The organism is Faecalibacterium hominis (ex Afrizal et al. 2022) (assembly GCF_049545105.1).
GTDB lineage: Bacteria > Bacillota > Clostridia > Oscillospirales > Ruminococcaceae > Faecalibacterium > Faecalibacterium duncaniae.
This window is the reverse complement of sequence record NZ_CP186860.1, coordinates 1,845,913-1,867,198: the sequence shown is the minus strand read 5'-3', so window position 1 is coordinate 1,867,198 and position 21,286 is coordinate 1,845,913. Positions and strand designations below refer to the sequence as shown.

Here is a 21,286-nt window from a genome sequence, read left to right as displayed (position 1 = left end):
GTCAAGCAGCCATCAGCCCAGCTTTTTCTTCTGCTGGTGGGCCACGATGGGCATGAGCAGGGGCGTGGGAACGAGCTTCTGGGCCGTGGTGGCAAGGCGCATCAGGGTGCTGGGCACAATGATGGTCTTGCGGCGGAGCATCCCGCGCATGGCTTCCTCCACGCAGAGCTCCGGGGTGATGCCCTTGAGGGCGAACACCACGTCGGCACGGTCGTTGAACTCGGTGTCCACGGGGCCGGGGCAGAGGGCACAGACATAGACCGGGCTGTGCTGCTCCCGCAGCTCCTCGGCCACGCCGCGGGTCAGGCTGACAACGTATGCCTTGGAGGCGTAGTAGCCCGCCATATAGGGCCCGCCCGGCAGCAGGCCCGCCGAGGATGCCACGTTCAGGATGGTGCCAAAGCCCTGTGCTTCCATCTTGCGCAGGGTGAACTTGAACAGCCGGTGCATGGCCAGCACGTTCACCCGCAGCATGGAAAGCTCCTTGCCCTCGTCCGTCTCGGAAAAGGCACCGCAGGCACCAAAGCCCGCGTTGTTGATGAACAGGTCGATGCGTTCGTCTGCCAGTGCTTCGCACAGGGCGGCGACCTGCGCATCCTGCTCAAGGTCGGCGGGTACAATGCGGCAGAGGGTGCCGTGTTTCGCCCGGAGCTCGGCGGCAAGGGTCTCCAGCCGGTCGCGGCGGCGGGCGGTCAGAATGAGCCGGAAGCCCAGCCGGGCATAGCGGCGGGCAAACTCCCGCCCGATGCCGGAAGAAGCGCCGGTGATCCAGACAGTTTTGGTTGACATAAGCATTCTCCTTTTCTGCGGAAACTCCATTGCCTCTATTCTATCACGGCAGTGGGTGAGAATCCATGCAAAAATTCAAGGAAAAGCTATCCCTTGTTGCCCGGGAAAATTTGGAGTATAATAGACTCAAAGAATAGCGCACTGACGCAGGAGGAAAGAAAAATGAACAAACCGGTATTGGTGGTCATGGCTGCCGGCATGGGCAGCCGTTACGGCGGCATGAAGCAGATCGACCCGGTGGGCCCCAAGGGTCAGCCCATTGTGGAGTACTCCCTGTACGATGCCCACCGCGCAGGCTTTGAGACCGTGATCTTTGTCATCAAGCACGAGATCGAGGAGGCCTTCAAAGCCGCCATCGGCGACCGCGTCTCTCAGGGTATGAACGTGAAATACGCTTTCCAGCAGCTGGATGAGCTGCCCGCAGGCTTCACCATCCCCGAGGGCCGTGTCAAGCCCTGGGGCACCTGCCACGCCGTGCTGGCCGCAAAAGACCTCATTGATGGTCCCTTCGCCGTCATCAACGCGGACGATTACTACGGCCCCGAGGCCTTCAAGGTCATCTATGAGTATCTGTCCACCCATCAGGACGGCGCAGTTTACGATTACTGCATGGTGAGCTACCTGCTCAAAAATACCGTCTCCGAGAACGGCACCGTCTCCCGCGGTGTCTGCGTGGTGAACCCGGACGGCACCCTGCACAGCGTGACCGAGCGCACCGGCATCGAGACCTATGAGGGCGGCATCCGCTGCACCTCCCTCACCGGTGAGGGCACGGATGACCTGCCGGTGGAAGCACCGGTCAGCATGAACCTGTGGGGCTTTGGCAAGAGCTTCCTGAACGAGGCTGACCGCCGCTTTGCAGGCTGGCTGCGTGAGAATCTGCCCAAGAACCCCCTCAAATGCGAGTATTTCCTGCCCACTGTGGCCAGCGAGCTCATCGATGAGGGCAAGGCGGCAGTCACTGTGCTCAAGAGCACCGATAAGTGGTACGGTGTGACCTACCGCGAAGATAAGCCCACCGTGGTGGCCGCCATCGCCCAGAAAACCCAGGAGGGCCTGTACCCCGAGGATCTGTGGGCGTGATAAGCTGAAACAGGCGCAGGAGCGAAACAAAATCTGTGGCGGCCCTCTTGACTTTTTGCGCAGGAGTGCATATACTAAAGTTGTAGATGAGACTACGGAACCATTCCATGGTTCCACCAAAGCAACAAGAAGCCCCCTCGGTACTGCGAATACCAAGGGGGCTTCCTGCTTGCTGTGGGTTAGTGCTTACCGGCCTTGAACTGTTCCTCAAGCCACTTGCAGATGTAGTAGCTGACCACACCCGCTGCGACTCATTAACTCATTACAACGCAGAAGCGCCCCATCCGGTGAAGGATGAGGCGCTTCTACGTATATTTGGGAATATTCGGGGATGGCGTTAGTTGTTCTTGAGCTCCTGTGCCTTCTGCCATGCATTCAGCACATCGAGCTTGCTTACGGGATTGGCCGGGAAGAACTTCATCTCTTCCGGAGCCGTGCCCTCATCGTTCAGGTCAGGGATAAGCTCGTTTTCCATGGCCCAGCGGGCGGCGTGCTGCAGGTCCATATCCTGCTCTTCCTGCCCGACATCGGGGTAGAGCAGTTCGGATTCGGGCATGGGCTTGCCTGCATCCTCCCACAGCATCATGGCAAGGGCGCTGCGGTTGCTGGGGAAGTAGGGCAGAGCCATCAGCTTGCCTGCAAATTCAGCGCCCAGAGAATAGGCCTGATAGCCCAGCACTGCGGTACCCACAGCAGCAGTACCAATGATCGCGGCAGTGCCCAGCACATTGGGCCCATCATCTTCAATGGTGGCATCGCGGTACTGTGCGGCAATATCCACATCACTGCTCATGGTGTTCATGGTAAAGGTGATGGTCTCTGCCTTGTAATCCTGACCCAGCGGCAGAGAGAATTTGCCGGTGGACCAGATGTCAAACACCATGCCCTCAGGGATCAGGGTCTTGTCCAGCGTCACGGTCACTGTTGCGCCGTCCGGTACAGAGTAGGTCTTTTTGCCGGTGGTCTCGTCAGTGGTGACGGTCAGGGTATCGGTCACATCCTTGTCACCTTTTTTCACGGTAACAATGCCGCCGGTAACGGTCAGCGGGTGGCAGACTGCGGTATCGGTATCGTGGGTGTCGTCAGCGGCGGCATCACGGTACTTTGCAGAGACATTCACACCACTGCTCATGGTAAAGGTGATGCTTTCTGCCTTGTAGTCACCTGTGGGCAGGGAGAAATCACCGGTAGACCAGCTGTCAAACACCTTGTCCTTGGGCACTGCGGTCTGGTCCAGCGTCACGGTCACCTCTGCGCCGTCCGGTACAGAGTAGGTCTTTTTGCCGGTGGCTGCGTCAATGTTGCTGTTCAGCTTGCTGGTCACATCGCTGCCGTCGTATTTCACAGTAACAGTGCCGCCGGTCACGGTCAGCTGGTGGCAGTCCAGAGCATTGGGGTCGAACTTCCAACGGGCATAGAGGGTGATGTCCTTCGTAATTGCGGTTTCTTTCACATCAAACTTGCCATCTTCGGGCTTGCCATCTGGGGTGGTGTACCAGCCGATGAAATTGTAACCCGTACGGGTGGGATGATTGATGGCATCCAGATCGGTTTCCTCCAGATTGTTTGCCAAGGTCTCAGTGATTTTTTCGGTCTCATAAACCGGCACCTTATCGTAGGTCAGGTTGCCGCCCTTGGCATCAAAGGTCACATGGCAGAGGCAAAGAAGCTGGTGTCCGTTCTGTACAGCATCCCGCAGGTAATAATTATTTTTAAGCAGATCCTTTGCGTGGTCCTCGTCGTTGTTGTAGTAGATGACACATGCCGGACAATCATCCAGACGGGCTTCGAAAGTAGTCAATTCAGCAGGGAGTATAATGTATTTCAGACTGGAGCAATAGGCAAAGGTCCTATAAAAGGAAGGTGTACCACTGTACCCGGATTCAATTACTTTTACTTTTTTCGGGATGGTGATATTGCTCAGGCTGGAGCATCTAAAAAAGGCACCCCCGCCGATCGTCTCAACATTCTCACCTAACGAAAGCGTTGTAAGCTTACAGCAACCACCAAAGGCTATTAGTCCGATGGAAGTAACGCTTTGTGGAATGGTGACCTCCTCCAGAGCAAAGCATTCTTCAAAGGCATGATTGCCGATGGAAGTAACGCCTTGTGGAATGTCGACGGAGCGAATGTTGCGACCAATTTGGTACGAGTTGTGGAGGTAGGGAGAAGCATCCAAATAGCCGGAAAATGAATATGTTCCCAAACCGGTTACAGGGTAGCCGCCCAACTCTGAGGGTATGTGGATGTCGTAGGGGGCAGGGGTTTTCGCTGGATCAACAGGGCCACGAAAATCTGTGATGGTTGCAGTAGCACCGTCTGCATTTACCTTATACTCATACTTGTAACCGTCAACGATGGCTGTAAGTACAGTTGACGTGTCTGCTGCAAATGCCGTGACTGCCGACAGGGGCAGCATGGTGATCATCATGCAGACCGCAACCAATAAGCTGATCAAACGCTTGGGTTTCATAATTCTTTACTCCTTTTCCATAATTTTCCCCAAAAAACTCTCTCTATTTCAGCCAAAACAAAAAAGCGCCGCACCGGCCAAACGGCTGGTACAACGCTCTGAACCCTTGTAGACCCGCTGCGCGCTCGCTCTCCTGAAGGGAAGCCGACGCATCTTCACAAGGAGGTGCAAGGTTTCGTATTACCTTACCCGGAGAGAATAACGTGCGGCTGGCTGCCATATTACAGGCCCTTTTAGCTTTGCGTCGCAGCCTTTCGACTGGTTTGCCGATTCTTCAGTTTTTAGCGGGAATAGCATATTGCACAGGATAAAATACTCTTTTTTTTTTTTTGTCAATATGACGAAAATAGATTTGGAAGAGTGTACAAAAAAGGAGCGTACAATGTGGAAAACATAACGAAAACAAAAGCGTGCGGCAGCACAAGATCTGCCTGATTTTATGGAGAATGCAGTGCAGGAAAAATGCCCCTGACCGAAAGAAGCCGGTCAGGGGCATTTGGGGTTGCTGCAAAGGGCAGGGTCAGTGCTTGCGCTCGTACTTCAGGCGCTCCCGCAGCTCGTCCAGAGAGCGGTGCTTTTCGCCGTGGCGCAGCTTGGGGTAAGCGCGGAGCATACGGCCCTTGCCAAAGTACTTGGAGCTCCGGGTGCGGGCGCGCATCTCCTCGCTGCGGGCCTGCAGCTCCTCGGCCAGCTGTTCCAGTCGGAGCAGCTCTGCCGTGCGCTCTGCGGTGCCCTTGGCAGCCAGCTTGACGGCAGTGGCGGCCTCAGAGGCATTGAGCCGGGCCTCCTGGGAGGACTTGCGGGCAGCCTCCATGGCCTCGTCGGCCTTGGCGCGCAGGGCGGCAGCGGCATCCCGGGGGCTCAGTTTGGCGGCATTGTCCCGGGCCTCGGCAGCCGCCAGCTTGAGCTGCAGGCGGCTCTCGTCCATCTTCTGGTCCACATCCATGGCGGTGGTGCCCAGCAGCTCGGTCATGGCATCGGACACGGCGTGCATACTGTCGGCAACCTTTTCCAGGGCATCCAGCTCACGGGCCAGGTCAGAGGCCGCAAAGGCGGTCACCACCACGTCGGCGGCGTAGCAGGCGTACAGGATGCACATGAGGACAAAGCCCACCATCTGGGGGACCATCTCCACAAAACCCGCGATCACGGGGTGAACGGCCTTCATCACCACAACGGTGCCCACGCCCCACAAAAGGGAGAACTCCAGGCAGATATATCCGCCGATGTTGAAGGGGAAGTCGCTGTAATCCCACCACCGGGTGTGGTAGAGCTTGTAGAGCGCCCAGCCGCCCACCAGCTCCAGCACGCTGGGCAGGATCACGCCGCCGAGATAGAGCAGCAGCAGGTTGTCTGCCAGCGGCGAAAGGGTGAACAGCACAATGATCATGCCAAAGCCGTAGATGGGGCAGACCGGGCCGTTCAGAAAGCCGCGGTTCACCAGCTGGCCGGTGGAAACGGCGGCATAGATGACCTCCAGGCACCAGCCCAGGCAGGAGTAGATCAGGAAAAACGCCAGGATCTGATACAGCGAAAAGCCGCAGACCATGGTGTTGACAAAAAAGGACATCTTACTCCTCCTTTGCGGCGGCAGCGGCTTCCTCCGCAGCCTTCCTCTTTTTCAGGACCTTGGGCTCGATCCAGGTCACGGCGGCATCGCCGGGCAGCTTTCTGGCGATCAGGGCCTTGATCTTGATGCCCATCTCGGTGAACATCCCCTCGTGCTCGGTGCGGATGTTCCACTCCGGCTCGTTCTCGTGCAGGTCAAAGGTCTTCCAGGTGATCTCGTAGCCGGAAGCGGGGAAATACTCCAGGCTGTCGCGGAACAGGTCGTCGTCATCGGTCTTGAAGTAGATCTCGCCGCCGTCCTTCAGGAATTCGCGGTACTGGATGAGCTGGCGGGGATAGGTGAGCCGGTGCTTGTTGGAGGAAGCGTTCTTACTCCACGGGTTGCAGAAGTTGATATAGATGCGGCTGACGGTATCCTCGGCGGTGAGCACGCCCTTGATGCGCTCGATGTCGGTGCTCATGATCTTCACGTTGTCGATGGGGCGGCCTGCCTCGGTGTAAGCGGCCTCGATCTTGCGCTTGGCAAGGATCAGCACCTTGTCGGTGATGTCGATGCCCAGATAGTTGTTTTCCGGGTGGGCGCAGGCCAGCTGGGAGATAAAGCCGCCCTTGCCGCAGCCCAGCTCCAGCACAAAGGGCTGCTCCGGGCGGGCATACTGTGCGTGCCACTTGCCGCCCCAGATCAGGGGCTCGTGGACGTGGAAATCGGCGGCCATCAGCTCATCGTGGGCGTAGGGTTTGAAACGCATTCTCATAGTTTGTAATTCTCCTTAAAATTAACGTGGCTCGCCCTCTCCGTCTTTGCTTCGCAAATCCACCTCTCCCAAAGGGAGAGGCCTTGGCAGTGCGGAAAACTTACCGGTTTTGCCAAGGGCTCCCCCTTCGGGGGAGCTGGCAAAGCCGTAAGGCTTTGACTGAGAGGGTGAGGATGCTTACAATTTCGTCTTTCTCAAAAATTCTTTCACTTGTTCCGGCTCTGCGGCGCAGCTTCCCTGACAGATGCCGGGTTTGCCGCCGCCGCGGCCATTGAGGGCGGCGTTCAGGGCTTTGGTCAGGGCGCGGACATCACCGCCCGCCTGGGCGATACAGTAGCCGGTGCCCTTTTCGTTGGGGGTCAGGGCCGCGCACAGGCCGGTGGTGGCCTCGCTCAGGCGGCTAGCCAGCCGGTGCAGGCCGTCCGGGTCCAGCCCCGGCACGATGCGGATGGCATCCGCACCGGGCGTTACCTGCGCGGCCAGCGCGTCAAAGAGCTGGCTGCACAGCCCGAAGTGGGTGAATTTCAGGGCGGTGTACTCGTCATACACCCGGTGCACTGCGTTGGCCGTCTCGCTGGCCTTGGCGCTGAGCAGGGCACCGATCTCTGCCTGCCGTGCCCGCATGGCCTGCGCGGCTTCCAGCGCGCGTCCGCCGCAGACGATGCTCAGGCGCACGCCGCCCTTATAGTTTTCGGCGGCCAGGATCTTGATCTGGCCCACCGCGCCGGTAAAGGCGGTGTGGGTGCCGCAGCAGGCACAGACATCCGCCCCGGGGATGGTCACGATCCGCACCTGCCCCTCGATCTCCTTTTTGGAGCGGTAGGTCAGGGCGGCCAGCTCTTCCCGGGTGGGGTAGGTGATGCTCACCGGTACATTCTCCCAGATGATACGGTTGGCGGCAGTCTCGGCCGCTTTCAGCCCCTCGGCGGAGATGGGGATGTTCGTGTCCATCCGCACGGCATCGGAGCCGATGTGGAAGCCCACGTTCTCGGCCCCGAACATGCTGTGCAGGATGCCGGAGAGGATGTGCTCGCCGGTGTGCTGCTGCATCTTATCGAACCGCCATGCCCAGTCGATGGCCTGTGCCGCTTCGGCCCCGGGCACCGCCCCGGCGGGCAGGGAAGTGACCATGTGCCAGATGACACCCGCCTGCTCGTGGACATCGGTGACGGTCAGCACCGTGCCGTCGGCAAGGGTCAGGGTGCCCCGGTCGGCAGGCTGGCCGCCGCCCTCGGGGTAAAACACCGTGCCGTCCAGCGCGATGCGCCCGCCGCCGGTCCGGCTGTCCGGCTCTGCGGCTAAAATATGCCCCACCGCCTCCCGGCGGTAGGCATCGTGTTCATAGTATTTTTCGGTTGGCTGCATAAGCACCTCCTAATATAAAAACAAGTATACCACGTTTTTTGCCTGTGGAAAATAGTCTGCAGTTATGTTATGATAGAAAACAGACAAGCCCCAGCAAAAAGTTTGAGACGAGGAAGGATTTACAATGCGTGAAAGTGGTATTCTGATGCCGGTGTCCAGCCTGCCCGGCCCCTACGGGATCGGCTGCTTTGGCAAAAAGGCAGAAAAATTTGTGGATTTCCTTGCGGCGGCAGGCCAGAAGATCTGGCAGATCCTGCCCCTGAGCCCCACGGGCTATGGGGACAGCCCCTACCAGAGCTGCTCTGCCTTTGCGGGCAACCCCTATTTCATTGATCTGGATGCTCTGAAAGCCGAGGGGCTGCTGACAGCTGCCCAGCTCAAGGCCGAGCCTTGGGGCAAGGACCCGCTGAACGTGGATTACGGCACCCTGTACACCAGCCGCTACAAGATCCTGCGCGCCGCCTACGCCGCCTGGCGCAGGCAGTGTGCAGGCCAGCACGGCTGTGCCCATTACTATCCGGATGCGTACTATGCCTTCACGCTGGAAAACGAGGGCTGGCTGGAGGATTATGCCCTCTACATGGCCCTCAAGACCGCCAACGGCATGAAGAGCTGGACCGAGTGGCCCCGGGAGTACCGCAAGCGGGAGCCGCAGGCGCTGGAAACTTTTAAGGCAGAGAACGAGGAAGAGATCGGCTTCTGGAAGTTTCTGCAGTACGAGTTCAGCATCCAGTGGAAGAAGCTGAAAGCCTACGCCAACGCCAACAACGTGCAGATCCTGGGCGATATCCCCATCTATGTCTCGGCAGATTCCGTGGATGCCTGGGTGGGCGGCCCGCTGTTTGAGCTGGATGCAGACGGCGGCTTTGCCCGGGTGGCAGGCTGCCCGCCGGATTACTTCTCGGCAGAAGGCCAGCTCTGGGGCAACCCGCTGTACAACTGGCCCTACCATAAGCAGACCGGATATGCCTGGTGGATCCAGCGTGTCCGCCATGCGCTGGGCATCTATGACCTGCTCCGCATCGACCACTTCCGCGGTTTCGACACCTACTGGGCCATCCCGGCAGACAGCACTACCGCCAAGACCGGCAAGTGGGAGACCGGCCCCCGGATGGAGCTGTTCAACGCGCTGGAAGGTGCGCTGGGCAAGCTGCCCATCATCGCCGAGGATCTGGGTGAGCTGTTCCCCAGTGTGCGGGAGCTGCTGGCAGACAGCACCTTCCCGGGCATGAAGGTGCTGCAGTTCGCGTTCGGCGGCGGGGACAGCGAGTACCTGCCCCACAACCACGTCAAGAACAGCGTGGTCTACCCCGGCACCCATGACAACACGACGCTGACCGCCTGGTGGGACGAGAGCGCATCGGCCAAGGAGAAGGCTGTGGCCGCCGCCTACCTGCATCTGACCGGCTATCAGCCCACCGCAAAGGAGGTGGCCGCTGTCAAAACAGAGGCGGCCCGCACCGCGCTGCTCCGGGCTGCGCTGGGCTCTGTGGCCGACCGTGCCATCATCCCCATGGCCGACTGGCTGGGCCTGGGCGAGGAAGCCCACCTGAACAGCCCCGGCAAGCTGGGCGGAAACTGGAGCTGGCGCGCCGCCGATGGGTTCGACACTGCCGCGCTGGCCAAGCGCATTCTGGCGGAGTGCGCCGTGTACTGCCGTACATAACCGGGCCGGAAACCCGGAGTGTGTTTAGCAGTTTGACGAAAATGTAAAAAATTACGTTAAAGTTTGTGCGTTTTGCTGGAAACGCCTGGCACAAGATGGTATAATTCCGGTAATGGGGCTGCGCTTTCAGCGGCCGTGTGGCAAAGCTGTGCCGGAAGGGAGAGAGTCCGGCACCGGATAATGGGGAAAAACGCATGAAAAAAGAATGGACGGAACAGGATCTGCGCGCCTTTGCAGAAAACGCACAGACCGCCTTTGAGGACGTGACCCTGACGGAAGCCGATGAGGAGGCTGCGGACACCTGGCAGGACGATGGCCTGCAGGTGGATTATGTCCTGCGCAATGGGCAGGTGGACTGCGTGCTGCGCCGCCTGATCGAGGCGGACGGCAAGCTCTGGCAGCTGCAGATGACGGCTCCGCTGGCGGGCAGCGACCTGCCGGAGGATCGGATGACCGCGCGGGAGCGGGAGCTCTGCCGGGACGATATGAATCACGATTTCCTGACCGGCGTGTTCAACCGCCGCTATTTTGAAACGGAGTTCTGCACCCGGCTGGATGAGTGGACGGATGCTCACCGCTGTGCTTCGCTGGCGCTGGTGGCGCTGGACGATGAGGACGGGATGCGCACCCGGCAGGGCGATGCCGTGATGAACCAGCTGGTCTGTTTTGTGGCCAACCAGTGGAAAAAGTACTACGACCGCCCTGCAGAGCGGGTGGTCTGCCGCCTGACGGACACGCTGTTCGCCATCGGCTGTGCGGATAAGAACTGCGCAGAGCTGGCCGAGGAGCTGAACGGCATCTATGCCGAGATGCCCCGCGCGTGTGTGGCATCGGTGGGCCTGATGCGCCGGGTGCCCTTTACCCAGTCCATCGGCTGCGCCTGCACCGGCGAGGTGCGGGGCAAGAACTGGGACGCACTGTATCAGCTGTGTGAGCAGCGCCTGAAGGCGGCCCAGACCGCCGGCGGCGACCAGATCTGCAGCAAATAAACCGAATGCATAAAATCCCCCTTTGCGGTACAAGCTAGTGCCACAAAGGGGGATTTTTGTATGGAAAATCAGAAAAATGATAACCTGAATCTGCTGGAAGCGGTGGTGCAGAACACGGAGATGGGCAAGAACACGCTGGAACAAATCGTGCCCATGACCGAGGATCCTGCCTTCCGGGCCGAGCTTCTGCGGGAGCGGAACCTCTACCGGGAACTGAATCAGGAGGCCCACACCGCCATCGAGGCCTGCGGCGGCACGGCTCAGGGCCAGAGCATCATGGCAAAGCTCAACACCAAAATGGGCATCGGCATGAAAACGCTCACCGACAAATCCACCCGCAATCTGGCCGAAATGCTCAGCGAGGGAAGCAGTCAGGGCGTGATGGACTGCATCAAGAGCCAGAAAGATTATCCCAATGCGGCCCCCGGCTCCAAGCGCCTGATGCAGAAGCTGCAGGATCTGGAGGAAGAGAACCGGCTGAAACTGGAGCAGTTTCTGTAAAGGCGGCTCCGTCTGCTCAGAGTGCTTCCACCATGGCCGCCACGATCCGGGTGGCGGTAGCCACGTACTCGGCGATGCTGAATTTCTTCACCACCAGCACCTCGTGGCCGTCCTCGTCGGCATTGTCGCTCATGGCCCGCAGGATGACGCAGGGCACATCGTTCTTGGCGGCGATCTGGCTCACAGCAGCACCCTCCATCTCAACGCAGTCGGGGGCGCATTTGGCCTCAATGGCGGCCTTGGTCTCGCTGTCGCCCACGAACAGGTCGCCGGTGGCGATCTTGCCGGTCAGGGCCTTGACCCCGGCCTCGGCGCAGGCTTTTTCAGCGGCGGCGATGAGGGCCGGGTCACCGGCGTACTCCTTCAGGTAGGGCGGGTTCTGGCAGATCATGTCCAGCTGGGCATCGTGGTAGAGCACCGTCTTGCCAATGACCACATCACCAATGCCGATCTTGCTGGTCATGTTGCCTGCAATGCCGGAGAAGATGATCTTCTCAGCACCGTATCGGGTGATGAGCACCTGAGTGGTGGCGGCGGCATTGGCCTTGCCCATGCCTGCACAGCAGACCACGACCTGCTTGCCTGCCAGCGTGCCCCTGTGGTACTCCACGCCGCCGTAGGGCTCCACGGTGACGTTTTCCAGTTTTGCACACAGCTGATCGACTTCATCGGGCATTGCGCCCATAATTCCGATAATCATATAGATGTCCTTTCTCCTGGGCAAAAGTGTCTCCCGCGCGCCGCGCGGGAGACACTTTTATCATACATCAGACGTTGAACAGGAACTCGATCACGTCGCCGTCCTTCACGACGTACTCCTTGCCCTCGGTGCGCTGCAGGCCCTTGGCCTTGACAGCGGCATAATCGAAGTTGTTGGCTTCCAGGTCGCCATAGCCGATGACGCTGGCGCGGATGAAGCCGCGCTCGAAATCGCTGTGGATCTTACCGGCGGCCTGAGGAGCCTTGGTGCCCTTGCGGATGGTCCAGGCGCGGCACTCCTTTTTGCCGTCGGTCAGGAAGGAAATGAGGCCCAGCAGGTCGTAGCTGGCAGTGATCAGGTTGTCCAGGCCGCTGGCCTCGATGCCCATCTCGGCCAGGAAAGCCTTCTTCTCCTCGGGGGAGTAGTCGGCAATGTCCTCTTCGGTCTTGGCGCAGATGGGAATGTAGCGGGCCCCCTCCTCGGCGGCGCGGGCGGCCACCAGCGGGACATAGCGGTTATTCTCGATGCCCTCCATCAGGTCATCCTCGCCCACGTTGCAGGCGTAGAGCACGGGCTTGGAGCTCAGCAGGCCCATCTCGTGCAGCACGGCCTGCTGCTCGGCATCCCCCTCGTCAAAGTCAAAGCTGCGGGCGGGCTTGCCTGCGCTCAGGTGGTCGGCCAGCTTCTGCAGCCAGGCGGCTTCAGCGGCAGCGCCCTTGTTGTTGCCGCTCTTGGCGGCCTTGGCCATCCGGCCCGCGCGGTTCTGAACGACCTCGAGGTCAGAGAGAATCAGCTCGTAGTCAATGGCATCGATGTCAGCGATGGGGTCCACGGCCTCGGCCTTGGTCACGTCCTCCACCACATGGATGATGTTGTCGTCATCAAAGCAGCGCACCACGTGCACGATGGCATCACACTCGCGGATGTGGCCCAGGAACTTGTTGCCCAGGCCTGCACCCTGGCTGGCACCCTTGACCAGACCGGCGATGTCTACAAACTCCACGATGGCAGGTGTCTTTTTGTTGGTCTGCCAGATCTCAGCCAGCTTGTCCAGCCGCTTGTCCGGCACGGCCACGATGCCGCTGTTGGGCTCAATGGTGCAGAAGGGGTAGTTGGCGGCTTCCGCGTTTTTGGTGGAGGTGATGGCGTTGAACAGAGTGGACTTGCCGACGTTCGGCAGACCGACGATACCTAACTTCATATAAAATACGCTCCTTACACGTTTTTTTGCATAACGATACAACTATCATTATACGCGATGAAAACCCGGAGCGCAAGGGGATGGGCGCAAAACAACGGATTTACACGGCGGGAGTTCTATATTATACTGTTCTTAAAATACGAACCGATTTCCAGAAGGGAAGGCAGGAGGATGTTATGGAACGCAACGACCCGCGCTATCAGGCTTATGTGGAGATCCTGAAGGAGGAGCTGATCCCGGCGATGGGCTGCACCGAGCCCATCGCGCTGGCCTATGCGGCGGCAAAAGCCCGCGAGGTGCTGGGGGTGCTGCCGGACAGCGTGCAGCTGCAGGTGAGCGGCAGCATCATCAAGAACGTGAAAAGCGTCATCGTGCCCAACACCGGGCACCTGAAGGGCATGGAGGCGGCGGTGGCGGCAGGCATCATCGCCGGTTCTGCCGAGAAGGAGCTGGAGGTCATCTCGGAGGTCAGCGAGGAAAAGAAGTCTGCCATCCGGGACTATCTGCAGACGGTGCCCATCACCATCGAGCACACCGAGCAGGGGCATGTGTTTGACATCGTCGTCACCGAGCGCTGCGGGCAGGACTACGCCCGGGTGCGCATCGCGGACTACCACACCAACATCTGCCGCATCGAGAAGAACGGCACGGTGCTGTACGAGGTGCCCCTGCTGGACGAGACCGTGCAGGAGGATGCCCGCGCCGACCGCGGCCTGCTGAACATGCAGGACATCTGGGACTTTGCCGAGACCGCCGACCTGCGGGACGTGGCAGACCTGCTGGAACGGCAGATCCGCTACAACAACGCCATTGCAGAAGAGGGCCTGCTGGGCGACTACGGTGCCAACATCGGGCGGGTGCTGCTGACCACTTACGGCAACGATGTCTCCAACCGCGCAAAAGCCAAGGCCGCCGCCGGCTCCGATGCCCGTATGAACGGCTGCGAGCTGCCGGTCATCATCAACTCCGGCAGCGGCAATCAGGGCATCACCTGCTCGGTGCCCCTCATCGAGTACGCCAAGGAGCTGCACAGCGGCAAGGAAAAGCTCTACCGCGCCCTCATCATCTCCAATCTGGTGGCCATCCACGAAAAGACCGGCATCGGCACCCTGTCTGCCTACTGCGGCGCGGTCAGCGCGGGTGCGGGTGCAGGCGCAGGCATCGTGTACCTGTGCGGCGACGGCTATCAGGCTGCCATCCACACGGTGGTCAACGCCCTTGCCATTGTGTCCGGCATCGTGTGCGACGGAGCCAAGGCTTCCTGCGCCGCAAAGATCGCATCTTCGGTGGATGCGGCGCTGCTGGGCTACAACATGTACAAGTGCAATCAGGAGTTCAAGGGCGGCGATGGCATCGTGATGAAGGACATCGAGACCACCATCAAGGGCATCGGACGTCTGGGCAAGGACGGGATGCGGCAGACCAATGAGGAGATCATCCGGCTGATGATGAGCTGAGCGGCGGAGCCTGCGTCCCAAAAATCATACAAAACCTTCTTTATTTTGTCATAACTATTCCGTATAATAAGAAGTGGATACTTTGTCACAAGGCCCGAAAGGGCCGGAACATACAGAATTGGGGAGGAAACCACTATGGCCAACGAAAAGATCCTCGTCGTGGACGACGATACCAACATCTGCGAGCTGCTGCGGCTTTATCTGACCAAGGAGGGCTATCAGGTCACCACCGCGAACGACGGCGAAGAAGGTCTGGACAAGTTCAATCAGGTCAAGCCCGATATGGTGCTGCTGGATGTGATGATGCCCAAGATGGATGGCCTGGAGGTCTGCCGCCGCATCCGCAAGCTGGGCAACACCCCCGTGATGATGCTGACCGCCAAAGGCGAGACCTTTGACAAGGTGCTGGGCCTTGAGCTGGGCGCAGACGATTACATGGTCAAGCCCTTTGACACCAAGGAGGTCGTGGCCCGCATCAAGGCGGTGCTGCGCCGCTGCACCACCACCACCGCCCAGACCGAGAGCACCGAGGGCGTGATCGAGTTCGACAACCTGCGGCTGGACATGAACAGCTACGAGCTGCGGGTCAAGGGCAAGGTGGTGGAGGCTCCCCCCAAGGAGCTGGAGCTGCTGAACTGCCTGGCCTCCCACCCCAACCGTGTTTACACCCGCGACCAGCTGCTGGACGAGGTGTGGGGCTTTGAGTACTACGGTGACAGCCGCACCATCGATGTCCATGTCAAGCGCCTGCGCGAAAAGCTGGCGGGCGCTTCCGACAAGTGGGAGCTCAAGACCGTCTGGGGCGTGGGCTATAAGTTCGAGGTGCGTCAGTAATGCGCAAAAGTATTTCGGTCACCTTCTTTTCGATGGTGGCCACCCTGCTGGTGCTGGGCACGGCGGTGCTGGGCTGCTCCGAGTGGCTGCTGTTCAGCCGCTATTTTGCCCAGGAGCGGTACGACACGCTGGACAGCGTGGCGGATGTGACCCAGCGCGCGGCGGATTATATCGTGCAGCAGGCGGCTCTGCCCAAGGGGGCCGAGCTGGATGCCCTGAACACCAAGCTGGAGATCATCGGCGAGAGCGCCGAGGCTTACCTGTTTTTCACCGATGAAGAGGGCCGGATCCTCATTGCCTCCAACCCCGAGATGGTGGGAACAGATATTGTGGGGCCGGAGCTTATGAAAAAAGTTGCCGGGGATCAGCCCTACCACACCCTGAGCACGCTGGACGGTGTGCTGACCGAGAAGAGCTATGTCTCGGTGCGGCACATGCAGGATGCCCGGGGCAACAACAGCGGCTATCTCTTCCTCTGCTCCTCCGGCGCGCGGCTGACCGACTTCAAGGAGGAGTTCTGGTCGAACTTCTTCTTCTCTGCCTGCGTTATGCTGCTCTGCGCCAGCGTGCTGACCTCCTTCCTGATGCGGAAGCTGACCGACCCGCTCCAGAAGATCACCGATGCCGCCCAGCGGTTTGGCGGCGGGGACTTCTCTGTCCGTGTCGAGGGCGTGGAAGGTGAGGGCGAAGTGGTGGACCTGGCCCACACCTTCAACCAGATGGCGGAGAACATCCAGTCCAACGACAATTCCCGCGGCCAGTTCATGGGCAACATCGCCCACGAGCTGCGCACCCCCATGACCACCATCAAGGGCTTTGTGGACGGCATTCTGGACGGCACCATCCCGCCCGATATGCAGAACCACTACCTGCAGCTGGTCAGCGAGGAGACCGGCCGCCTGGCCCGGCTCATCCAGAACATGCTCGATCTCTCCAAGCTGGAAAGCGGCGAGTATCAGGTGAACGCCCGGATGTTCAACATCTGGGAGACGCTCACCGGTGTGGCCCTTTCGGCGGAGCAGCGCATCAACGACGGCATGATCGATCTGGAAGGCCTGACCATGGATGAAAAGGTGCTGGTCTACGCGGACCCCGACCTCATCCATCAGGTGGCTTATAACATTCTGGACAATGCCATCAAGTTCACCCCGGCGGGCGGCACCATCAAGTTCCATGTGGAGAAGCTGGGCCCCGAGGTGGAGGTCTCGATCTGGAATTCCGGTCAGGGCATCAGCCCCGAGGCGCTGCCCTATGTGTTCCAGCGCTTCTACAAAGAGGACAGGTCCCGCGGCCTGCACGCCCGGGGGGCCGGTCTTGGCCTGAATATTTGCAAGGTGCTGGTCAACCTTTCCGGAGGCCAGATCCGTGTGGAGAGCCAGCAGGGCGAGTGGTGTCAGTTCGTGTTCACCCTGCCCGCCACGCCCCCCAACCCCAGCGGCATGAAGCGCCTGCCGGACGAATCCGGTCAGCCCGTGCCGGTGGAGGACCCCGCCAGCATGAAGCCTGTCAACTGAATCCGCGGCCAGACTGTCCCCCTGAAACGGGCGGGGCGGTCTGGTCGTTTTTGGTTTTGGAATGGATTTTGGATGGATCCGGGGGCAGGTTTGAGACTTTTCCGTGAAAAACACGGCTCCGGGTTTGATTTTTTGCGTGTTTTCATGTAAACTAAGAGTAACCATGCCCGCCCTGCATTCCGGCCCCAAAACAGGTGCTCTGGCAGAACGGATGGTATAATCTTTCTGAAAAATAACGGAGAGTATAAAACACAATGACGATCATTAGTCCTTCGATCCTTTCGGCTGATTTCAATCAGCTTGGCGCAGACTGCCGCATGGTGCTGGATGCCGGTGCGCAGATGCTGCATTATGACGTGATGGACGGCCACTTTGTGCCCAACATCAGCTTTGGCGTGCCGGTGCTGAAAAGCCTGCACAAGGGGATGCCCGCAGCATTCTACGATGTCCACCTGATGATCAGCCACCCGCTGCAGTATGCAGAGCCTTTCATCAAGGCGGGTGCCAGCCTGTACAACTTCCACCTCGAGTGCGAGGACGACATCCAGCAGACCATCGATGCGGTCAAGGCACTGGGCTGCAAGGTGGGCCTGACCATCAAGCCCGGTACTGCGCCGGAGGCGCTGGCCCCGTATCTCGACCAGCTGGATCTGGTGCTGGTGATGAGCGTGGAGCCCGGCTTCGGCGGGCAGAAGTTCATGCCCTCGGCGCTGGAAAAGCTGCGCTGGCTCAAGGAAGAGCGGGCAAAGCGGAGCGCCCGCTACCTGCTGGAAGTGGATGGCGGCGTGGATGACACCACCGCCCCCCTGTGCGTGGAGGCGGGTGCTGATATTCTGGTGGCGGGCAGTGCCGTGTTCGGCGCAGCCGACCCGGCTGCGGCAGTGCGCCGTCTGGCCGCCCTGTGAGAGGTGCCTTACCATGGATGAACGTTTGATCCAGCAGCAGGAGCAGGAGCTTGCAAAGACGGGGCGGTACTATCTGCACGTCTGCTTTATGACCATCCCGCTGCTCTGCATGGCCTGCTTCCTGTACGGTCTGCGGCCCCTGCTGCTCTGCGGCGCGGCGCTGCTCACCGGCAATCTGTGTGACCGCCTGGTCTCCCTGCTGCGCCGCCGCGTGTATCGGGCCGGGGATTTTTCCAACGAGAGTTTTGCCCTCATCATCGCCCTGCTCATGCCCGCCACGGTGGACTGGTATGTGGTCATTATGGCGGTGCTGGCCGGTGTCCTCATCGGCAAGGAGGTGTTTGGCGGCTACGGCAGCTATCCCTTCAATCCCGCTGCTGTGGGCTACGCCGTGGCGGCGGTGTCCTGGCCGGAGCAGGTGTTCCGCTACCCCCAGCCCTATACCAACATCCCCCTGTGGGATGCCACCGGCGTGCCGGTGTCCAGCACCATCTCGGATACCCTGCGCAGCGGCGGCAGCCTGAACATCGGCGCAATTTCGCTGGTGCTGGGCGAGTACGCCGCCCCCATGGGCACGGGTGCCGCCCTCATCCTTCTGGCCTGCGGGCTTTTCCTCTGGCTGCAGAAGGATGTCCGTCTGAGCGCTTCTGTCAGCTTTGTGGTCACCTGTGCCCTCATTGCCTTCCTCTTCCCCCGTCAGGTGGGAGTGAACGGCGTGGACATCGCCCTGCGCCTGCAGTGCGTGCGGGACGAACTGCTGACCGGTGCCATGCTGTTCAGCGCGGTGTTCCTGCTCAACGAGCCCTACACCTGCGCCCACCACCATTTGGGCCGCATCCTGTACGGTGTGCTGGTGGGGGCAATCACCATGGGCTTCCGGTATTACGGCGTGTACGAGACGGGTGTCTGCTTTGCCCTGCTCACGGTCAACAGCATTTCCGGCTGGATGGACCGCACCGAGAGCCGCCTGTATCAGCTGATGCACCGCCCCGCGGCCGGAAAGGAGGGTGCTGAATGAAACGTTCCATTGCAGAACTGATCACCCGTGATCCTGAAAAGTTCGCCCACCATGACCGGGTGTTCAAAAATAACCCCGTTGTCATGCAGGGCATGGGTCTGGCTCCGCTGGTGGTGCTTGCCACCACAGGCAAAAATGCTTTGATGCTGGCCGTGGCTGTGGCCCTGCTGCTCACGCCTTCCCGGATGCTGGCCTGCCTGGTCAGCCGCCTGTTCCCCCTGCGGGACGAGCAGCCCGCCCCGGAAGAGCTGGAGAAAAAGCTGCTGCCCCGGGCGCTGGTGTACAGCGGCAGTGCGGCGGTGGTCTACCTCGCCGCTTATCCCATCCTGAACGCTGTGTTCGGCACCGACCTGCTGATGCTGGGCATCTACCTGCCCATGCTGGTGGTGGAGCCCTTGCTGACCTACCGCTTTGGCCGTGTGCAGGAAACCATGCGCAAGGCTGTCTCCAAGGGTCTGCGCATCACGGTGGGCTACGCGCTCATCCTGTTCATCGTGGGCTGCCTGCGGGAGTGGCTGGCGCTGGGCAGTGTGTTTGGGATCCAGCTCAGCCGCTCTGTCCTGCCCATGGCATCCATGCCGGCAGGCGGTTTCATCGTGCTGGGCGTGGTGTGTGCCGTCTGGCGCGCGCTGGCCCGCAAACACAAGGAATACCTGAAAACTGAGGCGCGCGGCACTCTGGCTGCGCACCCCCGGAAGGAGGTGCAGGATCAGTGAGTGCTGTGATGAATACCATCGGTGTGGCCTTTGCCTACGCCGTGCTGGCCCTGTTTGCCCAGAACGCCATCTTTACCCGTGGTCTGGGCGTGTCGCGCCTGATCCAGCTGGTGGGTGACGAGCGCACCAGCAGCTGGTGGTTTGCCCTGCTGCTCTGTGTTACCCAGACGCTGGTGGCCCCGCTGGCGTATTTTGCGGGCAGCCAGATCGTGGACCTGCCCTACCGTGCCCAGCTCCGCCCGCTGCTCTACCTGGCCTGTGTGGCGGTGGTCTGCATCTTTGAGCACGCCATCCTGCGGGCGGTCAAGGGCCCCCGCAGCGGCCTGCTCATCCGCATCCTGCCCATTGCCGCCGTGAACAGCGGCGTGCTGGGCACCGTGCTGGTGGAACGCACCCAGAGCTTTACGCTGGCGCAGTCCATCGGCTTTGGCCTGGGCAGCGGCCTGGGCTACCTGCTGGCTGTGATGCTGGTGACCGAGGCGGGCAACCGCCTGCGCAGCAAGGCCATCCCCGAAGCATTCCGCGGCCTGCCCATCACCCTGATCTATATCGGTGTGCTGGCGCTGGCCATCTACGGCTTTACCGGCCATTCCGTGATCCTGTAAGTTGACCCCAAGGAGGGTGGTTGATTATGGCAAGATATCCCAAACGCCAGAAGGTCAAGCGCTACCGGCGCAGCTTTTACACCCGCGAGATGCGGCTGAAAAAGGGCATTGGCATTGCGGTGCTGGTGGTGGCCGTGCTGGCAGCGGCCTGGGTGGCCGCGCCCCATGTGCTGGACTGGGCCACCCACACCTGGTATACCGTGGTGCGGGATCGTGACCTTTCCGCATCCAGTGCTGTCAGCGAGAGTGCATCCTCCGGGACGCAGAGCACCGCTGTCAGCGAACCGGCAGCTTCCTCGGTGCCGGAAAAGGAGCCGGAGCCCGAGGTCAAGGGCACTGATATTGTGACGGGCCTGTGGGCAGAGGTGGATGTGACCACCCTGACCGACGAGGCCGCCATCCGCTCCGCCGCCCGGCAGCTCAAGGCACAGGGCATGACCTATGCCATCCTGACCCTGAAGGACACCGCCGGGCAGGTGTATTACGCCTCCCAGACGGCGGTGGGAGCCGCCAATGCAGCCTCCACGCAGGTCGAGCTGACGAGTGTGGCATCCATCTTCAAGGAGGAGGGGCTGGTGCCGGTGGCTGCGCTGACTGCCTTCCGTGACCCTGCCGGTGCCCGGGCCGACCACGCTTTGGCCATCCGGTATCAGGGGCAGGAGTACCTCTGGCTGGACAACAAGGCTTCCGCCGGAGGCAACCCCTGGCTGAACCCCTACGCCGCGGAGACCGTGCAGTATATCGGCGATCTGATCGCTGAGGTGCACGCCGCCGGGTTTGATCAGGTGCTGCTGGAAAATGTCCAGTTCCCCTCGTCCACCAGCGCCAAGCAGGACTATGGCACCACCAACGGTGTGGATCGTGCCGGGCAGCTGACTGCGGATATCGCCGCCTGGCAGGCCCGCTTCGGGGATACGGTGACGCTCTGGTACGGTTATTCGCTGGCCGAGGTGACCGGCTCCTCCAGCCAGCTGGGAGCCCCTGCGGCCCAGCTGGGCGTGAAGAACCTGCTGGTGAAGGTCCCGTCTTCCTCTACGCTGGATGCAGCGGCCCGGGAGGAGATGACCCTCTCCCTGACCGAGGCAGGTGTGGAGCATGTGGTCATCCGGGACGATGCCGCCAGCTATTTTGAGTGATCCCTGCGTT

At 60.5% G+C, this 21,286-nt stretch carries 19 protein-coding genes and 1 riboswitch; of the genes, 12 read left to right on the top strand and 7 right to left on the bottom strand.

Going from position 1 to position 21,286, the window contains the following annotated elements; translation table 11 throughout:
- Positions 1-12 precede the first annotated feature (12 nt).
- Positions 13-789 (bottom strand): SDR family NAD(P)-dependent oxidoreductase, encoded by a 777-nt coding sequence (locus ACKXGA_RS09100; RefSeq protein ID WP_423729332.1) that lies wholly within the window; start codon positions 787-789, stop codon positions 13-15.
- Positions 790-951: 162 nt separating this feature from the next.
- On the opposite strand from ACKXGA_RS09100, the gene ACKXGA_RS09095 reads away from it, so the two are divergent.
- Positions 952-1,872 carry a nucleotidyltransferase family protein gene (locus ACKXGA_RS09095; protein WP_423729331.1) on the top strand — a complete coding sequence of 307 codons (921 nt, stop codon included), beginning with the start codon at positions 952-954 and terminating at the stop codon, positions 1,870-1,872.
- Between the two features lie 337 nt (positions 1,873-2,209).
- On the opposite strand, the gene ACKXGA_RS09090 is transcribed toward ACKXGA_RS09095, so the two are convergent.
- From ACKXGA_RS09090 to ACKXGA_RS09075, 4 genes are all read right to left on the bottom strand, one after another.
- Positions 2,210-4,345, bottom strand: coding sequence for a leucine-rich repeat protein (locus ACKXGA_RS09090; protein ID WP_423729330.1), 2,136 nt, complete (start codon positions 4,343-4,345; stop codon positions 2,210-2,212).
- Between the two features lie 201 nt (positions 4,346-4,546).
- Positions 4,547-4,623: riboswitch (cyclic di-GMP riboswitch) on the bottom strand.
- A 242-nt stretch (positions 4,624-4,865) separates the two neighbouring features.
- On the bottom strand, positions 4,866-5,915 hold the full coding sequence (locus ACKXGA_RS09085) for a putative ABC transporter permease (RefSeq protein ID WP_423729329.1): 1,050 nt from the start codon (positions 5,913-5,915) through the stop codon (positions 4,866-4,868).
- Between the two features lies 1 nt (position 5,916).
- Positions 5,917-6,669, bottom strand: a complete 753-nt coding sequence (gene trmB / locus ACKXGA_RS09080) for a tRNA (guanosine(46)-N7)-methyltransferase TrmB (protein WP_249257615.1) — start codon at positions 6,667-6,669, stop codon at positions 5,917-5,919.
- A gap of 177 nt (positions 6,670-6,846) precedes the next feature.
- Positions 6,847-8,034, bottom strand: coding sequence for an alanyl-tRNA editing protein (locus tag ACKXGA_RS09075; protein ID WP_423729328.1), 1,188 nt, complete (start codon positions 8,032-8,034; stop codon positions 6,847-6,849).
- A gap of 124 nt (positions 8,035-8,158) precedes the next feature.
- Between ACKXGA_RS09075 and malQ the strand changes: the two genes are divergently transcribed.
- The 3 genes from malQ to ACKXGA_RS09060 all read left to right on the top strand — a co-directional run bounded on the left by malQ (position 8,159) and on the right by ACKXGA_RS09060 (position 11,190).
- Positions 8,159-9,700 (top strand): 4-alpha-glucanotransferase, encoded by a 1,542-nt coding sequence (malQ, locus tag ACKXGA_RS09070; RefSeq protein ID WP_423729327.1) that lies wholly within the window; start codon positions 8,159-8,161, stop codon positions 9,698-9,700.
- A 194-nt stretch (positions 9,701-9,894) separates the two neighbouring features.
- Complete coding sequence (locus tag ACKXGA_RS09065) at positions 9,895-10,689, top strand: GGDEF domain-containing protein (protein ID WP_005934708.1); 795 nt, start codon at positions 9,895-9,897, stop codon at positions 10,687-10,689.
- Positions 10,690-10,749: 60 nt separating this feature from the next.
- The gene (locus tag ACKXGA_RS09060; RefSeq protein WP_423729326.1) at positions 10,750-11,190 is read left to right on the top strand and encodes a hypothetical protein; all 441 of its coding nucleotides are present in this window, start codon (positions 10,750-10,752) and stop codon (positions 11,188-11,190) included.
- A gap of 16 nt (positions 11,191-11,206) precedes the next feature.
- Here ACKXGA_RS09060 and ACKXGA_RS09055 read toward each other — a convergent pair whose 3' ends face one another.
- Both ACKXGA_RS09055 and ychF read right to left on the bottom strand, forming a co-directional pair.
- Complete coding sequence (locus ACKXGA_RS09055) at positions 11,207-11,890, bottom strand: 5'-methylthioadenosine/adenosylhomocysteine nucleosidase (protein WP_098924142.1); 684 nt, start codon at positions 11,888-11,890, stop codon at positions 11,207-11,209.
- 67 nt (positions 11,891-11,957) lie between these two features.
- Positions 11,958-13,091, bottom strand: a complete 1,134-nt coding sequence (gene ychF, locus ACKXGA_RS09050) for a redox-regulated ATPase YchF (RefSeq protein WP_097771383.1) — start codon at positions 13,089-13,091, stop codon at positions 11,958-11,960.
- Between the two features lie 176 nt (positions 13,092-13,267).
- On the opposite strand from ychF, the gene ACKXGA_RS09045 reads away from it, so the two are divergent.
- The 8 genes from ACKXGA_RS09045 to ACKXGA_RS09010 all read left to right on the top strand — a co-directional run bounded on the left by ACKXGA_RS09045 (position 13,268) and on the right by ACKXGA_RS09010 (position 21,276).
- Positions 13,268-14,548 (top strand): serine dehydratase subunit alpha family protein, encoded by a 1,281-nt coding sequence (locus ACKXGA_RS09045; RefSeq protein ID WP_423729325.1) that lies wholly within the window; start codon positions 13,268-13,270, stop codon positions 14,546-14,548.
- Between the two features lie 135 nt (positions 14,549-14,683).
- On the top strand, positions 14,684-15,382 hold the full coding sequence (locus tag ACKXGA_RS09040) for a response regulator transcription factor (RefSeq protein WP_005934701.1): 699 nt from the start codon (positions 14,684-14,686) through the stop codon (positions 15,380-15,382).
- On the top strand, positions 15,382-16,896 hold the full coding sequence (locus tag ACKXGA_RS09035) for a HAMP domain-containing sensor histidine kinase (RefSeq protein WP_423729324.1): 1,515 nt from the start codon (positions 15,382-15,384) through the stop codon (positions 16,894-16,896). Before ACKXGA_RS09040 ends, ACKXGA_RS09035 begins: the two co-directional genes overlap by 1 nt.
- Positions 16,897-17,150: 254 nt before the next feature.
- The gene (rpe, locus tag ACKXGA_RS09030; protein WP_005934699.1) at positions 17,151-17,801 is read left to right on the top strand and encodes a ribulose-phosphate 3-epimerase; all 651 of its coding nucleotides are present in this window, start codon (positions 17,151-17,153) and stop codon (positions 17,799-17,801) included.
- A gap of 13 nt (positions 17,802-17,814) precedes the next feature.
- On the top strand, positions 17,815-18,819 hold the full coding sequence (locus tag ACKXGA_RS09025; protein ID WP_154277106.1) for an RnfABCDGE type electron transport complex subunit D: 1,005 nt from the start codon (positions 17,815-17,817) through the stop codon (positions 18,817-18,819).
- Positions 18,816-19,535 carry an Rnf-Nqr domain containing protein gene (locus ACKXGA_RS09020; RefSeq protein WP_097773173.1) on the top strand — a complete coding sequence of 240 codons (720 nt, stop codon included), beginning with the start codon at positions 18,816-18,818 and terminating at the stop codon, positions 19,533-19,535. The genes ACKXGA_RS09025 and ACKXGA_RS09020 overlap by 4 nt, the downstream gene beginning before the upstream one ends.
- Positions 19,532-20,140 carry an electron transport complex protein RnfA gene (locus tag ACKXGA_RS09015; protein ID WP_227610946.1) on the top strand — a complete coding sequence of 203 codons (609 nt, stop codon included), beginning with the start codon at positions 19,532-19,534 and terminating at the stop codon, positions 20,138-20,140. Before ACKXGA_RS09020 ends, ACKXGA_RS09015 begins: the two co-directional genes overlap by 4 nt.
- Positions 20,141-20,166: 26 nt before the next feature.
- Positions 20,167-21,276 (top strand): putative glycoside hydrolase, encoded by a 1,110-nt coding sequence (locus ACKXGA_RS09010; protein WP_423729323.1) that lies wholly within the window; start codon positions 20,167-20,169, stop codon positions 21,274-21,276.
- The last annotated feature ends 10 nt before the right edge of the window (positions 21,277-21,286 follow it).

Excerpts from the sequence above, each read along its gene's own strand:
- ACKXGA_RS09100 (WP_423729332.1), bottom strand. The coding sequence starts at position 789 with ATGTCAACCAAAACTGTCTGGATCACCGGCGCTTCTTCCGGCATCGGG.
- ACKXGA_RS09095 (WP_423729331.1), top strand. The coding sequence starts at position 952 with ATGAACAAACCGGTATTGGTGGTCATGGCTGCCGGCATGGGCAGCCGT.
- ACKXGA_RS09090 (WP_423729330.1), bottom strand. The coding sequence starts at position 4,345 with ATGAAACCCAAGCGTTTGATCAGCTTATTGGTTGCGGTCTGCATGATG.
- ACKXGA_RS09085 (WP_423729329.1), bottom strand. The coding sequence starts at position 5,915 with ATGTCCTTTTTTGTCAACACCATGGTCTGCGGCTTTTCGCTGTATCAG.
- trmB (WP_249257615.1), bottom strand. The coding sequence starts at position 6,669 with ATGAGAATGCGTTTCAAACCCTACGCCCACGATGAGCTGATGGCCGCC.
- ACKXGA_RS09075 (WP_423729328.1), bottom strand. The coding sequence starts at position 8,034 with ATGCAGCCAACCGAAAAATACTATGAACACGATGCCTACCGCCGGGAG.
- malQ (WP_423729327.1), top strand. The coding sequence starts at position 8,159 with ATGCGTGAAAGTGGTATTCTGATGCCGGTGTCCAGCCTGCCCGGCCCC.
- ACKXGA_RS09065 (WP_005934708.1), top strand. The coding sequence starts at position 9,895 with ATGAAAAAAGAATGGACGGAACAGGATCTGCGCGCCTTTGCAGAAAAC.
- ACKXGA_RS09060 (WP_423729326.1), top strand. The coding sequence starts at position 10,750 with ATGGAAAATCAGAAAAATGATAACCTGAATCTGCTGGAAGCGGTGGTG.
- ACKXGA_RS09055 (WP_098924142.1), bottom strand. The coding sequence starts at position 11,890 with ATGATTATCGGAATTATGGGCGCAATGCCCGATGAAGTCGATCAGCTG.
- ychF (WP_097771383.1), bottom strand. The coding sequence starts at position 13,091 with ATGAAGTTAGGTATCGTCGGTCTGCCGAACGTCGGCAAGTCCACTCTG.
- ACKXGA_RS09045 (WP_423729325.1), top strand. The coding sequence starts at position 13,268 with ATGGAACGCAACGACCCGCGCTATCAGGCTTATGTGGAGATCCTGAAG.
- ACKXGA_RS09040 (WP_005934701.1), top strand. The coding sequence starts at position 14,684 with ATGGCCAACGAAAAGATCCTCGTCGTGGACGACGATACCAACATCTGC.
- ACKXGA_RS09035 (WP_423729324.1), top strand. The coding sequence starts at position 15,382 with ATGCGCAAAAGTATTTCGGTCACCTTCTTTTCGATGGTGGCCACCCTG.
- rpe (WP_005934699.1), top strand. The coding sequence starts at position 17,151 with ATGACGATCATTAGTCCTTCGATCCTTTCGGCTGATTTCAATCAGCTT.
- ACKXGA_RS09025 (WP_154277106.1), top strand. The coding sequence starts at position 17,815 with ATGGATGAACGTTTGATCCAGCAGCAGGAGCAGGAGCTTGCAAAGACG.
- ACKXGA_RS09020 (WP_097773173.1), top strand. The coding sequence starts at position 18,816 with ATGAAACGTTCCATTGCAGAACTGATCACCCGTGATCCTGAAAAGTTC.
- ACKXGA_RS09010 (WP_423729323.1), top strand. The coding sequence starts at position 20,167 with ATGGCAAGATATCCCAAACGCCAGAAGGTCAAGCGCTACCGGCGCAGC.